The organism is Streptomyces sp. NPDC002057 (genome assembly GCF_040296665.1).
GTDB lineage: Bacteria > Actinomycetota > Actinomycetes > Streptomycetales > Streptomycetaceae > Streptomyces.
In genome coordinates, this window is sequence record NZ_JBEOXR010000047.1 from 23,520 (window position 1) to 36,442 (window position 12,923).

Here is a 12,923-nt window from a genome sequence, read left to right on the forward strand (position 1 = left end):
ATGGCCTGGAACCGGTTGGTGGCTCCCACGCTCTACGGTACTCTCAGTCATCATATGAAATAGAGTTCCATTCTGTGGATGAATAGAGGCGTGGCGGCGGGTCGCGTCGGACGAGGAGAACCATGTCGGTGGAATCCGGGGGCGGCACCCAGGCCGTCGAGCGAGCCATGTCCCTGCTGGTCTGCTTCACGGACGAGCACAGCGAACTGCGGATCTCCGAACTCTGCGCGCGGACCGGCCTCGTCCAGTCCACAGTCTCCCGCATGGTCTCCTCCCTGGACCGGCAGGGCTTCCTCGAACAGGACGAGCGCACGGGCCTCTACCGCCTCGGACCGATGGCCGTGACCCTCGGCTCCATCGCGCTCAACAGCAACCCCCTCTACCGGGCCTCCCGCCAGAGCGCGCAGAACCTTTCCCAGACCACGGGCCTCGGGGTGAACCTCGCGGAACTCCGCGACGACCGCCTCTTCTACCTGGCCAACTTCGAGGGCGCGAAGTCCCCCAAGTCGTTCACCATGGCCGGCCGGACCGCCCCCCTGCACGCGACCGGCATGGGCAAGGCGATCCTCGCCGAGCTGGGCGATGACTACGTCCGCGACTACTTCACCAAGGGCCTCGTCGACGCCTACACCCCCCACACGATCGTCGACGCGGCAACCATGGAACGGGCCCTCCAGGAGATCCGCAACCGCGGGTACGCCACGGAGGTCGAGGAGCTCGCCTTCGGCCGGGCCTGTATCGCCGCACCCATCCGGGGTCGCTCCGGCCGCGTCGTCGCGGCCCTGTCCATGAGCGGCCCGCTGTCGGAACTCGGTCTCCAGGGCCGTCAGGAGGAACTGGCCCTCACCGTCATCGAAACGGCCGACGAGATCTCCGTCGCCCTCGGCTTCACCGTCACCAGGGCCCCCGCCCGGCGCACCACGACCGCTCCGAAGGAGACAGCCCGCTGAACGCCCAGCCGGTCCGCACGGCCGCCCCCCGGACCGGCCTCGGCGAAGGCCCCCGCCTGGACGCCGCCAGCGCGACTCTGAGCTGGGTCGACATCACCTCCGGACGCCTCTGGCTGGCCGGCGTACGCCCGGACGCTCCCCCCGGAGACCTGCTCGCCGCCCCACGCCTGCTCCTCGGGCTCCCCGGAAACCTCGGCTGCGCCGTACGCGCGGGGGAGGGCGAGGACTGGCTCCTCGGTCACGGAGCCGCTGTCCTCCGCTGGCGCCCCGGCACCGACCCCGTACCGGTCCTCGGGCTGGAACCCGACGAAGGACGCGCCCACCTCAACGACGGGGCCGTCGCCCCGGACGGCCGGTTCTGGATCGGCTCGATGTCCGCCGTGAAGCCGCTGCGTCCCTGGGGCAGGCTCCACGCGGTGGACGCGGGCCGGACACCTCCCACCGCCGCCGTGCTCCACGACGGCCTGCTCGCGTCCAACGGAATCGGCTGGAGCCCGGACGGCTCCCGGGCCTACGTGGTCGACAGTGGCCACCGGGTCGTCCACCGCCTGCGGCAGGACGGACGGGGCGGGCTGATTCCGGACGGCCCCGCGCTGGAGGTCGCGGGCGGTGTCCCGGACGGTCTGACCGTCGACGACGAGGGCGGGGTGTGGGTGGCCCTGTGGGACGGCGCGGCCGTCGTACGGTTCGACGCCGAAGGCGCCGAGCGGGACCGGATCCCCTTCCCGTGCTCCCGGCCGACGGCCTGTGCCCTGGTGGGGACCCGGCTCGTGGTGACGACCGCGCGGGTCGAGGGCGAGGAAGCCTCCGGATGGACCTACGCCGTGGACGTCGGTGTCGGCGGCCCCGCGGCGCGCCGGGCGGCGCTCGCCCCCGACGGACCCCACGGCCCGGCTGTTCCCCCGGACCGCGGCGGCACGAGCTGAGGACCCGGCGCGCCCGCCCCGGGCCACACCCCCGGTACGACGAGTCCGGGCCGACGCCGGAGTGGCCGCCCCGGGTCACACCCCCGGTACGACGAGTCCGGGGCGACGACGCCGGAGTGGCCACCGTCCGGACCGCGGGAACGGCGAAGATGAGGGGGCGCCCCTGCGACGAGGCGCCCCCTCGGTGCGTTCAGGCCTGCCCGGGCTCCGCGTCGCCGAGCAACCGCTGCCTCAGATCCGGCCGGAGGAACGCCGCAGGGGACGCGATGGAGAGCCCCCCGTCGACCGGCAGCACCGCTCCCGTCACGAAGCCGGCGGACGCGAGGAACAGCACGGCTTCCGCAACCTCGTGCGGCCGGCCGACCCTGCCGAGCGGGTACCCCTCGGCGACCTCAGGGAGATCCTCGTTGCCGATCATCCCGGGAGCCACCGCGTTCACCCGGATGCCCCGGGGCCCGTAGTCGAGCGCGAGTTGGCGCACCAGACCCTCCACGGCCGCCTTCGCGGCGGAGTACCCCGGCAGCCACGGCGCGGCGAGGGTGGCGTTGACCGAGCCGACCGCGACGACGCTCCCGCCTCCGGGCATGACGCGCAGGGCGGCACGGGCCGGGAAGAAGGCGGTGTCGAGGGTGTGGGTGATCGCCCGGCGCCAGTCCTCCGGGGACACCTCGTGGGCCCGGCCCGGTGCCATCACGGCGGCCGCGAGGACCAGGACGTCCAGGCCGCCCAGGCGCTCCACGGTCCGCGCCACCGCCTCGTCCGCCCCCTCGGGCGTGCTGACGTCCAGCGTCAGCTGGTGTTCCGCGTGGGGATCGGCGTCGAGACTGACCCCCATCACGCGGTCCCCCTCCCGGGTGAAGACCTCGTTGATCGCCCGGCCGATGGGGGAGGAGCTTCCGACGAGGAGCACGGACCTGCTCACGCGGCGGCCCTCCCGTGGCGCGCGGGGCGCAGCTCGCCCAGGATCTCGTCCAGGGCCCGGGCCGTCAGGGGATCGAGGACCTGCGCGGGAAGGCGGACGGCGGCGGAGCGGATGATGCCGCGGCGGCGCAGCACCTCCTTGTGGACGGCCCACGCCTGCCCGGGCCGCATGCCGAGGTGGATCAGCGGCAGCAGCCGGGCGAAACCGGCGCGCGCCTCCGCACGCCGCCCGGCGGCCAGGTCGTCGAGGACCGGCCGCAGCAGGTCGGTGAACTCGCAGGCGGGCATGGTGCCGACGCTGCCGTTGTCGTACTCCTCGATCAGGGCGAGCGCGTTCTGTCCGCCGAGCACTGCGAAGCCGATCGGGACGGCGGCCGCGACGGCCGCCGTCTTCAGAGGGGTCGGCGGTGCCTCGACCTTGACCGAGGTGATGCCCGGTTCGCGGGCGAGGGTGGCGATGGCGGCGGTGTCCAGCTGCACGCCGGTCACGCCGGGCGCGTCCTGGATCATCACGCCGGCCTCGGTCGCCGCCGCGACCTCGGCGTAGAAGTCGAGCGACTGCGACCGGTTGGGCTTGGCGAGGTAGGGCGGCAGGACCATCAGCTGGTCGGCGCCGCCGTCGGTGGCCTGTCTGGCCTGTTCGACGGCGACCGTCGTGCTGGTGCCGTTGACCCCGGCGACGAGCGGGACGTGGTCCCCGGCGACGGCGCGGACCTCGCGCACTATGGTGGCGCGCTCGGCCGCGGTGAGCGCGAAGCCCTCGCTGGCCATGCCGAACACGGCGAGCCCGTCGGCTCCTGCCGAGAGCTGGAACTCCACCAGGGAGCGGAGCGAGGCCAGGTCGAGCCCGCCGTCGTCGTGGAACGGCGTGGCGAGGATGGGGATGAGTCCGGTGGGGGCGGTGCGGTGCGGCACGGTCAGTTCTCCTCGGCGAGTGTGCGGACGGTGTCCAGGTCGACGTCGATGCCCAGACCCGGGCCCTCGGGCAGGGCGAAGGAGGCGGGGCCCGCGTCCATCGGCTCGCGCAGGATCCGCTGGGCGTAGGGCACGACGGTCGGCTGGAGTTCGAAGAAGGCGCTGTTACCGGCGGCGGCGGAGGCGTGCAGCCCCGCGGCCAGGGCCACCCCCAGACCGACGGAGTGGTGGAAGGCGACCGGCACGTGGTGGGCGTCTGCGAGGGCCGCGATGGTCATGGCCTCGGTGATGCCGGTCCGGGCGACGTCCGGCTGCGCGAGGCCGAGGGCGCGCCGGCCGAGCCAGTCGCGGAACTCGTAGCGGTTGCGCATGGATTCGCCGACGGCGACGGGCGTGGTCAGACGGGCGGCGAGCTCACGATGACCGTCGACGTCCTCGGGCACGAGGGGCGCCTCGAAGAACAGCACCCGTCTGCGGTCGAGTTCACGCCCGAGTTCGAGGGCTTCGGCGAGGGAGTAGACCCAGTGCGCGTCCAGAGCGATCCGCAGTCCCGGGGCGGCGGCGGCGACGGCGTCGATGGTGGCGAGGTCGGCGTCGACGCCGTTCCCCCCGGCGATCTTCACCGTGGTGGCACCCCGGGCGGCCCATTCGGCCGCCAGGAGGGCGCGCCCCTCGTCGGTCGGCTCGGCGAGGCCGGAGACGTAGGAGGGGACGCTCTTACGGTAGGACCCGCCGAGGAGCTGGGCGACGGGCAGCCCCGTGGCCCGCCCGAGGAGGTCCCACAGGGCGATGTCGAGGGCCGCCATGGCGTCGGCCTGATGGCCGACCAGATGGCCGCGCTCCCGCATGAGGTCGCGCATGCCGTCCCAGAGCGGCCGGACCGGCCGGGGATCGCGGCCCACCAGCCAGGGGCCCAGCATCCGGTCGACGATCGCGCCGACCACCTCGGGACCCACCGGTGCCAGCGCCTCGCCCCAGCCCTCCAGGCCCTCGTCGGTCCTGACGCGGACGAGCAGGGTCTCCATCCCCGCCGGGTAGAGGCTCCGCCACGGCGGACGCGTCGTGTAACCCCGTACCGGACCGGCCCCCGTCCCCTCCTCGTGACCGTCGTACGTGGTGCCGGTCGACTGCTTGATGACGTAGGACGTCACATCGGTGATCCGCACAGGCGCTCCCTGTAGTTGGTAATCCACATGATGCCTTGGTTATCGCGCATTGTGAAAGTAACATCCACGTAATCGCTGAAGACGGCGCCGACCACGACCGATGACCCATCACTACGGAGGAAGAGACGTGGACCTGCTGGCGGAACTCACGAGCCGCGGAGTGTTTGCCATCATCCGCGCGGACACGCCCGGACTCGCCCTGGAGTGCGTCCGCACCCTGGCCGGCGCGGGGATCACCGCCCTGGAGGTGTCACTGACCACGCCCGGCGCCGTCGACGTCATCACAGCGGCCCGTGCGGAGCACCCCCGGTCCGTCCTGATCGGCGCGGGAACGGTACTGACGACCGGACAGGCCGAGGCGGTCGCCGCCGCGGGCGCCTCCTTCGCGGTGACTCCCGGACTGACCGCCGGTGCCCGGCGCAGCGTGGAGCTGAACGTCCCCCTGGTGTGCGGAGCGCTCACTCCCACGGAGGTGATGGAAGCCCTGGAGTGCGGGGCGACCGCCGTCAAGGTGTTCCCGGCCGGCGTCCACGGACCGCGCTACCTCCGCGAACTCCTGGCACCCCTGCCGGACGCCCCGCTGACGGCGGTCGGCGGTGTCACCGTCTCCGAGGCAGGCGCCTACCTGACCGCCGGAGCCCGCGCGGTCGGCGTGGGCTCACCCCTGCTGGGCACGGCAGGGTCCGGCGGCCCGCAGGACGACCTCGCGGCCCGCGCCGCCGAACTCCTCGCTGAGATCGGACGCGTACGGCCGGAGACCACCCCGTCCGTCCTCGGCGCCCACGCCTACCACGTCGAGGAGACGCGCCGATGACCGATGTCCTGACGATCGGTGAGGCGATGGCCTCGATACGGACGTCCGCGCCGATGCGACTGGGCGGCGAGGCCCGGATGTCGGTGGCGGGCTCCGAGAGCAACGTGGCGATCGGCCTCGCCCGGCTCGGCCACGACGTCTCGTGGGTGGGCGCGGTCGGGGCGGACGAGCCCGGCGCCCTCGTCCGGCGCACCCTGCGCGCCGAAGGAGTCGACGACCGCTTCGTCCGCTCCACCGACCGCGCCTTCACCGGCTTCGTGGCCTTCGACCGCCCGGGACACGACGTGACGCGCGTCAGCTATCACCGGACCGGATCGGCCGGGTCCACCCTGACCGAGGAGGAGTGCCTGGCCGCCCTGGACGCGGCGGGCCCGAGGATCCTGCACCTCACCGGCATCACCCCCGCCCTCTCCGCCTCGGCCCGCGCGGCCGTGCGCGCCACGGCCCGGGCGGCCGACGCGGCGGGGACCAGGGTGAGCCTGGACGTCAACTTCCGCCGCCGCCTGTGGGACCGGCCGCAGGCCGCCGCCGCGCTGGGCGAGCTCGTCCCCTGGGTGCGGACCGTCTTCGCCAGCGAGGACGAACTCGACCTCCTCAGCCCGGCCTCCGACCCGGTCGCCGACCTGCTCGCGCGGGGAGTCGAGGAAGTGGTGGTCACCGCGGGCGCCGCGGGCGCCCACGCCCACGTCGCGGAGCACAGCCACTACCAGCTCGCGCTGCCGGTCGCCGTCGTGGACAGCATCGGCGCCGGCGACGCCTTCGTGGCGGGCTACCTCTCCGCCCACCTCGACGGGCTGATCCTCGACCAACGCCTCCGGCGGGCGGCCGCGACGGGCGCGGCGTGCGTCGGAGTGGAGGGGGACTGGGAGGGGCTGCCCCACCGGGACGGCCTGGCACTCGCGGGGCAGTCGACCGGCACGGCCGTCCGCTGAACCCACCGGGGGCGGCCGAGGCGTCGCCCGGGCCGACGCACCCGACCGTGAACCGGGGTCGGGTGCGTCGGTGCCCGGGAGGCAGGCCCCTGATGAAGGCCCCGGGAGCCGTCCCCCATTCGGCAACTCACCGCGTAGCCGGACGGATTCCGCAGACAGGCTGAGGAATCCGTCCGGCAGTGACGTCGCCCCTCCGCCGCAATCTGCTGCGGGCCACGCTCACCGGCGCGCCCCTCACCACCGCGCGGGCCCCCGGCGCCCTAGCGGTCGCGTCCGGTGGACGCGGGAATCAGCGGGCGATCGAGATCGCGAAGGGCGCGAAGCCGCTGGACCGGATCACGTGCGGTACGAACAGGACGGCGGCCTCCGTGGCGCGGGCGGTCCGGATGCCACCGAGATCGGTGATCCACTCCTCGCGCCAGCCGAGGTCGGCGAGGAGTTCGCGCACCGTCTGCTTGGCCTGCGGGTCCTCGCCGGAGAGGAAGACGTCGGGTGCTTCGGCGAGCGAGGACGGCGAGGTCATCACCGGGAAGAGCATGGTGTTGAGCGTCTTGACGACGCGCGTCTCGGGAAGCGCCTCCTGGAGTCGCTCGGCGAGGCTGGAGCCCGGGTGGATCAGGTCGGCGGGGAGCCCGTCGGGTCCGGCGACGGTGGCGTTGGAGACATCGACGAGGATCTTGCCGCGCAGTTCCGCGCGCAGGGCCGTGAGCCGTTCCAGCGAGCCGGCGCCCGGGGTGGCGTTGATGACGATCCCGGCGGCCCGGGCGGCGTCGGCGGCGGCGCCCGGCGCACGGCCCGCGGAGGTCACCCGATGTCCCGCCCGCTCGAGGGAGGCGGCCAGGTTCCCGCCGACGCGGCCGTTGCCGAGGACTGCGATGGTGGTCATGTTGATGCGTTCCTTCCATCCATGGTGGCTGTGCGGTGGGCGGTCAGCGCGAGAGCGAGGCGACGGCCGAGGCATGGACACCGGGAGCGGCGGCCAGGAAGCTCCCGCTCCGCGGCGTCCAGGGGAGGCCCTGGGCATCGGAGACCTGGCCGCCGGCCTCGGTGACGAGCAGCGCCCCGGGCAGCAGGTCCGCGCGGGCACCGGCGAACTGCCAGAAGGCGTCGATCCGGCCGGCGGCGACGTCCACCAGGTGCAGGGTCGCGGGAACGGCGGTGCGGACGACGAGCGCGTCGAAGAGCATCGCGGTGATCGAGGAGCCGACCTGCCGCACGACCTTCTCGTCCTCGTCCGGCCTGGCCTGGCTGGTGGCCACGATGCTCAGGCCGAGGTCGGCGGTGGGGGAGACGCGCAGCGGCGCTCCGTCGAGGTGGGCGCCCGCGCCGGCGAGCGCGGTGTAGGTCTCGCCGGTCAACGGCAGGTGGACCACGGTGAGCACCGGCCGGTTGTCCCGCACGAGGGTGGCCGTCACCGCCCATTCCGGCAGGGCGTGCAGGTGGTTGACATTGCCCTCCGCCGGATCCACGACCCACCATTCACCGGGCGGCAGCAACCCGCCGTCCAGTTCGTTCTCCACCCAGCCGGCCTCCGGCCGCAGGCCGCTGAGTCGGGGGCGAAGGACGGCGAGGACCGTGTCGTCGTTGACGGCGAGCGCCCGCATCAGCTCCTCGCGGGTCCGGTAGCGGACCACCTCGCCGAAGCGCTCGCGCAGCGACGAACCTGCCGCGCGCACAGCGTCCGCCGTCCGGGCGAGCAGGTCGGCGTCGGAGGTGGTCCCAGTGGTACGGAGCGATTCGCGCATGGTGCTACTCCCGTGTGAGAAGGGGCTGTTCGGGCCGGACCGTGCGATCCGGCCCGTGCTCTTCCTCGAAGGTAGGCGCCCCCATGATTAACTTCAAATGCATGTAAAGCACGTGTAGGATTACTCTCATGCAATTGGATCTGAACCTGCTCACGGCCCTCGACGCACTCCTGGAGGAAGGGAGCGTGGCCGGCGCGGCCGCGCGCTTGCATGTCACCGCCCCGGCGATGAGCCGGAGCCTGGGCCGCATCCGCCGCACGACCGGCGACCAGATCCTGGTGCGCACCGGCCGCACGATGACTCCGACGCCGTACGCGCTCGCCGTCCGGGAACAGGTCCACGACCTCCTGCACCAGGTCCACGGGGTGCTGGCACCCAGCCGGGAACTCGATCTGACCACCCTGGAGCGCACCTTCACCCTCCGCTGGCACGACTCCCTGGTCGCCATGAGCGGTCCCGCTCTCCTCGAGGCGGTACGCGAGCAGGCGCCCGGCGTACGACTCCGCTTCGTCGCGGAGTCGAGCGTCGACACGCCCGAGTTGCGGCGCGGAGAGGTCGACCTGGAGGCGAACGCCAACCGGCAGGGCGCACCGGACGTCCGTACCGAGCACGTGGGCGACACCCCTCTCGTCCTCGTGGTGAGGCAGGGGCACCCCCTCACCCGCGTCGGTGCCGTCACCCCGCAGCGCTACGCCGCCGCCGACCACGTCACCGTCTCGCGGCGCGGAAACCTCGGCAACACCGTCGACGCCGCCCTCGAACGGTTCGGCCTCACCCGCCGTGTGGTTGCGACCGCGCCCACGGAAGCGGCGGCGCTGGAGTTCGCGCGCGGCTCCGACCTCGTGATCACCGTCCCCGAAGCCACCACGCGCTCAGCGGCGTCCGAGCTCGGACTGGCCGTACTCCCGCTGCCGCTCGAACTGCCGTCGGCGGCGATGTACCTGTCGTGGCATCAGCGCTACGACAACGATCACGCACACACCTGGCTACGAGAACTGGCACGAACCGCCTTGACCGCCCGAGGACCGTCGTAGCCGGCGCCGCGGGGTCGCTCGCCGACGACCACGACGCGGCCGAACTGCCGGAGGTCATACGCCTGCTCCTCGTCGGGCCGAGAAGGTGCCGCTGCCGGTCAGCACGCACAAGGGCTTGCACGCCAACTGGGCGGGAACCTCGCCAGACCGGTTGACGAGGTCGACGAGTCCGAGCAGAACGCGGAGGCCCCGACCGTCCATGGCGCGCTAGGCCGTGTTTTAGAAGCCGGTCACCTGGCGGCGGTCGGCGCGGGCTGCCAGCCGGGTCCGGAGGCATGCGCCTTGGTGCTCCGCAGGCTGGTCTGGTGGGTGCGAAGTAGATGATGGTTCGGTGACGAACATCAGTGACGACCACGTGAAGGTCCATTTCCGCATGGAGATAGACGAGGACGGCTGGCCGCCGGCGAGTGTCGAGAGCCTGTGGGCTGTCGACCTCGGCGATGGGACGGTGCGGCTGGACAACACTCCCTGGTTCGTCCGCGGAGTCGCCAGTGGCGACATCATCAGGGTTCAACCGGATGATGACGGTGTTCTCTGGGCCGGAGAAACGGTGCAGCCCTCGCAGAACTGCACCATCCGGCTCATCGTGCTGAAGGACGACGGCTCTGCCGCTGCCCGGCAGAGCGTGCTGGAGGTCTTCCATCGCCTCGGCACGACGGGCGAAGGCATCGAGCGGTTCGGGATGGTGGCCTTGGAGGTCCCGCCGCAGGCAGACCTGCTGAAAATCCGCGAGCTGTTGGAGCACGGCGAGACGAAGGAGTGGTGGCACTGGGAAGAAGGGTGTGTCACTGCCGCCTGGGAAGCCACTGCGCGACCGTGAGGGCAGCAGTGCCCCGTCCCGGCCTGCAGTGAGCCAGGCTGCATCGTTCTCGTGCAGGAACCGACCGCTCAGGCCCGTCATATCCATTCGCCGATCGCGGCGACCAGGACGGTGGCCTCGAAGCGGACCGCAAGCTTGTCGAACCGCGTCGCCACCGCCCGGTTGCGCTTGAGCCGGTTGATCCCGCACTCGACCGCGTGCCGGGCCTTGTAGTCCTCGCGATCGAACGCAGGAGGCCGCCCGCCGCCCTTTCCTCGCCTCTTGCGATTGGCGGCCTGGTCGGCAGGCTCCGGAATCGTGCACCGGATTCCCCGCTTTCGAAGGTAGGCCCGGTTGGCGCGGGAGGAGTACGCCTTGTCGCCCCGCACTCGCAGCGGCCGGACACGGGGACGGCCGAGTCCGGTGCGGGGCACCCGGATGCTTTCCAGGACAGCGGTGAACTGAGGGCTGTCACCACGCTGACCTGCGGTGACCAGCAGAGATAGTGGCCGCTGGCCTTGCTCGCAGGCCAGGTGGATCTTGGTGGTGAAGCCTCCCCGGGATCGGCCCAGGCCGTGGTCGTCGGGCTCGGCACGGGTTCCGCCCGGCGGTTCCTTCTGGGACTGGCCGTGACGGCGGGCGCCCGCGGCGTGCTGATGGGCCCGGCAGATCGTGGAGTCGACGTTGACCTCCCACGTGATCAGCCCGGCCGCATCCGCCCGGACCTGTAGCCGGGTCAGCAGTTCGGGCCAGGTGCCGTCGCGTTGCCAGCGCAGGAAGAGTCCGTAGACCGTCTGCCACGGCCCATACTCCGACGGCAGATCCCGCCACGGAGCACCAGTCCGCACCCGCAACCGGATCCCGTCGATCAGCCTCCGCCGGCCCAACGACGGCCGCCCCAACACCGCGACCGGCAACAGCGGCTCCAGCACCGCCCACTGCCCGTCAGAAAGATCCCCTCGCCCCACACCGAGATCATCACGATGCGAGGCGAGGAAGAGAGCCGACTTTCAAAACACGGCCTAGTGGCGCTCTGCCAGCAGGCAACAACGCTGCGAACCCCGCGCCCGGCGAACGGCCTAGTCCTGCAACGGTCTTTGACCTCACGGCTGAGCAGTTTCTGGTGGGTGCGTGGCCGCGTTGTTTGTAGTGGCTGGTGCGAGCTTGGTGTTCCACTTGGCGATTCGCGCGTAGTACTTCCTCCGCGATGCGCTGTGCGTCAGGTCGAAGGGACGCAAGGAGATCTTCAGGAAGCCCGCCGTCCCGGGCCAGGATCCGACCCGAGGACTCCGCTGCCGAGGCAAGCACAAGCTCGTTGTCGACCGGCGAGCGGGCGACATCGGCGAGCGCCTGCACCACGAACTCACCCTAGTACGCCTCAAGGTCCATCGCGGCGTCGTCACCCTCGTCGACGCGAGCAGTCCGGTCCAGCAGAACCGAAATCAACCCCGTCGGATGCGGCACAACCATGTTTCCCTCCTCATGGAACCCTGCCATCAGCATCCTCGCATCCGGCGCCTTGGCCGAACTATCGCCGCGGGGCTGACAGTCACGACCCCTGACCACCGCGTGTCATGTACCCATAGGCTGCCTCGGCCACTTCTGCCAGATAGTCCAACCGGGCCTGCGTCAACCTCAGCCGGCCGGTGGGACCGTCCCCGGACGACGTGAGCGACCGCATCGTCCTGCCCATCGTCCTCCCGGCCGCACTCTGGACAGATCTAAAGGCTCGCCCGCTGCTCCAACGTTCGCCGGACCCGTGCCTTAGCGGAGTCAAGGTGCGGGCGATGCCTTCGCTGACCAGCGTCGGCAGCGGCTACTCGGGTTCGAAGCGGAGGCGGTTCGTCAGCACCTTCTCCCACAGCTCGCGAATGGCCTCCCGTCCGACCGTCAGCTCGCCGGGGACAGGCCATCACCGGCCCCTCCTCGTAGAGCGCGGCCACGCTGGCCGCGTCACCGGCGTTGGACCGCTCGGCGCCTGCTCAGAGGACCGGTTCGCCGATGCCGAGCAGGTTTCCCTCGCTGTCGCGGAACCAGGCGCCGCGTTCGCCCCGGGCGCCCTTGCTCGGGTAGTTCCCGTCGATCTCGGCGATCCCGTCCCGGGTCCTGAACCCGGGCAGGTCCACCTCCTCGAACACCACACCGCGCCGCCTCAGCTCCGCCACGACGGAGTCGAGATCGTGGACCTCGATGGCCATCTGCGTAAAGGTACCGGGGGAGGCCCCCGCGGACCGGAAGAGGACGAACTCCGTGTCCCCGCACCGGTACAGCAGGCCGCCGGGCCGTTCGTCCACGGGCGCCAGGCCGAGATGCTCGGCGTAGAAGCGCCGGGCCCGTTCCAGGTCCTGGGCGGGCAGCCGGGTCGCCACCCGGGCCCCTGCGAGGGGGCCGTCGTCGCTCGTGTCCATGCCTCCACTGTGCCGCGCCCGGCCGCCGCTGCCGGGACGACACGGCGGGGGCCTTGTGTGATCAGAGCCAGGCCGGCGGGCCAGAGGACCTCCTGGCACGGCTGCCGGCAGCCGGCCGTAGGCGCTGCCGGGCCTGCGGGGCCGGCGGGGTCGGCCACAGGGCGCTCTCGCGTCGGCGAACGCCTCGGCGAGGCATCGGGATCGCTGGGCAAACTTGGACGACCTCTACGCGCCCCGGCTACTCGAGCCCAGCCGGGCGGAATCGCGTGCGACCACACACACTGGCACGCCGAGCATCTGGTGGCCGACGTGG

At 72.1% G+C, this 12,923-nt stretch carries 13 protein-coding genes and 1 pseudogene; 6 read left to right on the top strand and 8 right to left on the bottom strand.

Annotation, left to right across the window (positions count from 1 at the left end; translation table 11 throughout):
- Positions 1–122 precede the first annotated feature (122 nt).
- Together ABT129_RS28885 and ABT129_RS28890 are read left to right on the top strand one after the other, a co-directional pair.
- Positions 123–950 carry an IclR family transcriptional regulator gene (locus ABT129_RS28885; protein ID WP_351907441.1) on the top strand — a complete coding sequence of 276 codons (828 nt, stop codon included), beginning with the start codon at positions 123–125 and terminating at the stop codon, positions 948–950.
- Positions 947–1,876, top strand: coding sequence for an SMP-30/gluconolactonase/LRE family protein (locus tag ABT129_RS28890; RefSeq protein ID WP_351907521.1), 930 nt, complete (start codon positions 947–949; stop codon positions 1,874–1,876). Before ABT129_RS28885 ends, ABT129_RS28890 begins: the two co-directional genes overlap by 4 nt.
- Before the next feature lie 190 nt (positions 1,877–2,066).
- Here the strand turns inward: ABT129_RS28890 and ABT129_RS28895 are convergent, their stop codons facing one another.
- Genes ABT129_RS28895 through ABT129_RS28905 form a run of 3 tightly spaced genes read right to left on the bottom strand, consistent with a single transcriptional unit; the run spans position 2,067 to position 4,878 of the window.
- Positions 2,067–2,798: an SDR family NAD(P)-dependent oxidoreductase gene (locus tag ABT129_RS28895; protein WP_351907443.1), complete on the bottom strand. Its 732-nt coding sequence runs from the start codon at positions 2,796–2,798 to the stop codon at positions 2,067–2,069.
- Complete coding sequence (locus ABT129_RS28900) at positions 2,795–3,712, bottom strand: dihydrodipicolinate synthase family protein (protein WP_351907445.1); 918 nt, start codon at positions 3,710–3,712, stop codon at positions 2,795–2,797. Before ABT129_RS28900 ends, ABT129_RS28895 begins: the two co-directional genes overlap by 4 nt.
- Positions 3,713–3,714: 2 nt before the next feature.
- The gene (locus tag ABT129_RS28905) at positions 3,715–4,878 is read right to left on the bottom strand and encodes a mandelate racemase/muconate lactonizing enzyme family protein (protein ID WP_351907447.1); all 1,164 of its coding nucleotides are present in this window, start codon (positions 4,876–4,878) and stop codon (positions 3,715–3,717) included.
- A gap of 127 nt (positions 4,879–5,005) precedes the next feature.
- Here ABT129_RS28905 and ABT129_RS28910 point away from each other — a divergent pair, with 127 nt between their 5' ends.
- Together ABT129_RS28910 and ABT129_RS28915 are read left to right on the top strand one after the other, a co-directional pair.
- Positions 5,006–5,692, top strand: a complete 687-nt coding sequence (locus ABT129_RS28910) for a bifunctional 4-hydroxy-2-oxoglutarate aldolase/2-dehydro-3-deoxy-phosphogluconate aldolase (RefSeq protein ID WP_351907449.1) — start codon at positions 5,006–5,008, stop codon at positions 5,690–5,692.
- On the top strand, positions 5,689–6,624 hold the full coding sequence (locus ABT129_RS28915) for a sugar kinase (RefSeq protein ID WP_351907451.1): 936 nt from the start codon (positions 5,689–5,691) through the stop codon (positions 6,622–6,624). The genes ABT129_RS28910 and ABT129_RS28915 overlap by 4 nt, the downstream gene beginning before the upstream one ends.
- Before the next feature lie 289 nt (positions 6,625–6,913).
- Here ABT129_RS28915 and ABT129_RS28920 read toward each other — a convergent pair whose 3' ends face one another.
- Both ABT129_RS28920 and ABT129_RS28925 read right to left on the bottom strand, forming a co-directional pair.
- Complete coding sequence (locus ABT129_RS28920; RefSeq protein ID WP_351907453.1) at positions 6,914–7,510, bottom strand: NADPH-dependent F420 reductase; 597 nt, start codon at positions 7,508–7,510, stop codon at positions 6,914–6,916.
- 43 nt (positions 7,511–7,553) lie between these two features.
- On the bottom strand, positions 7,554–8,369 hold the full coding sequence (locus ABT129_RS28925; protein ID WP_351907455.1) for an inositol monophosphatase family protein: 816 nt from the start codon (positions 8,367–8,369) through the stop codon (positions 7,554–7,556).
- A gap of 128 nt (positions 8,370–8,497) precedes the next feature.
- Between ABT129_RS28925 and ABT129_RS28930 the strand changes: the two genes are divergently transcribed.
- Together ABT129_RS28930 and ABT129_RS28935 are read left to right on the top strand one after the other, a co-directional pair.
- A complete protein-coding gene (locus ABT129_RS28930; RefSeq protein WP_351907457.1) occupies positions 8,498–9,403 on the top strand; it encodes a LysR family transcriptional regulator in 906 nt (301 codons plus the stop codon).
- A gap of 331 nt (positions 9,404–9,734) precedes the next feature.
- Positions 9,735–10,223: a DUF4265 domain-containing protein gene (locus ABT129_RS28935; protein ID WP_351907459.1), complete on the top strand. Its 489-nt coding sequence runs from the start codon at positions 9,735–9,737 to the stop codon at positions 10,221–10,223.
- A 77-nt stretch (positions 10,224–10,300) separates the two neighbouring features.
- Here ABT129_RS28935 and ABT129_RS28940 read toward each other — a convergent pair whose 3' ends face one another.
- The 3 genes and pseudogenes from ABT129_RS28940 to ABT129_RS28950 all read right to left on the bottom strand — a co-directional run bounded on the left by ABT129_RS28940 (position 10,301) and on the right by ABT129_RS28950 (position 12,610).
- The gene (locus ABT129_RS28940; protein WP_351907461.1) at positions 10,301–11,170 is read right to left on the bottom strand and encodes an IS5 family transposase; all 870 of its coding nucleotides are present in this window, start codon (positions 11,168–11,170) and stop codon (positions 10,301–10,303) included.
- 776 nt (positions 11,171–11,946) lie between these two features.
- Positions 11,947–12,175, bottom strand: a pseudogene (locus ABT129_RS28945) (YybH family protein); the annotation flags it as partial.
- Between the two features lie 9 nt (positions 12,176–12,184).
- A complete protein-coding gene (locus tag ABT129_RS28950; RefSeq protein ID WP_351907463.1) occupies positions 12,185–12,610 on the bottom strand; it encodes a VOC family protein in 426 nt (141 codons plus the stop codon).
- Positions 12,611–12,923: the final 313 nt, after the last annotated feature.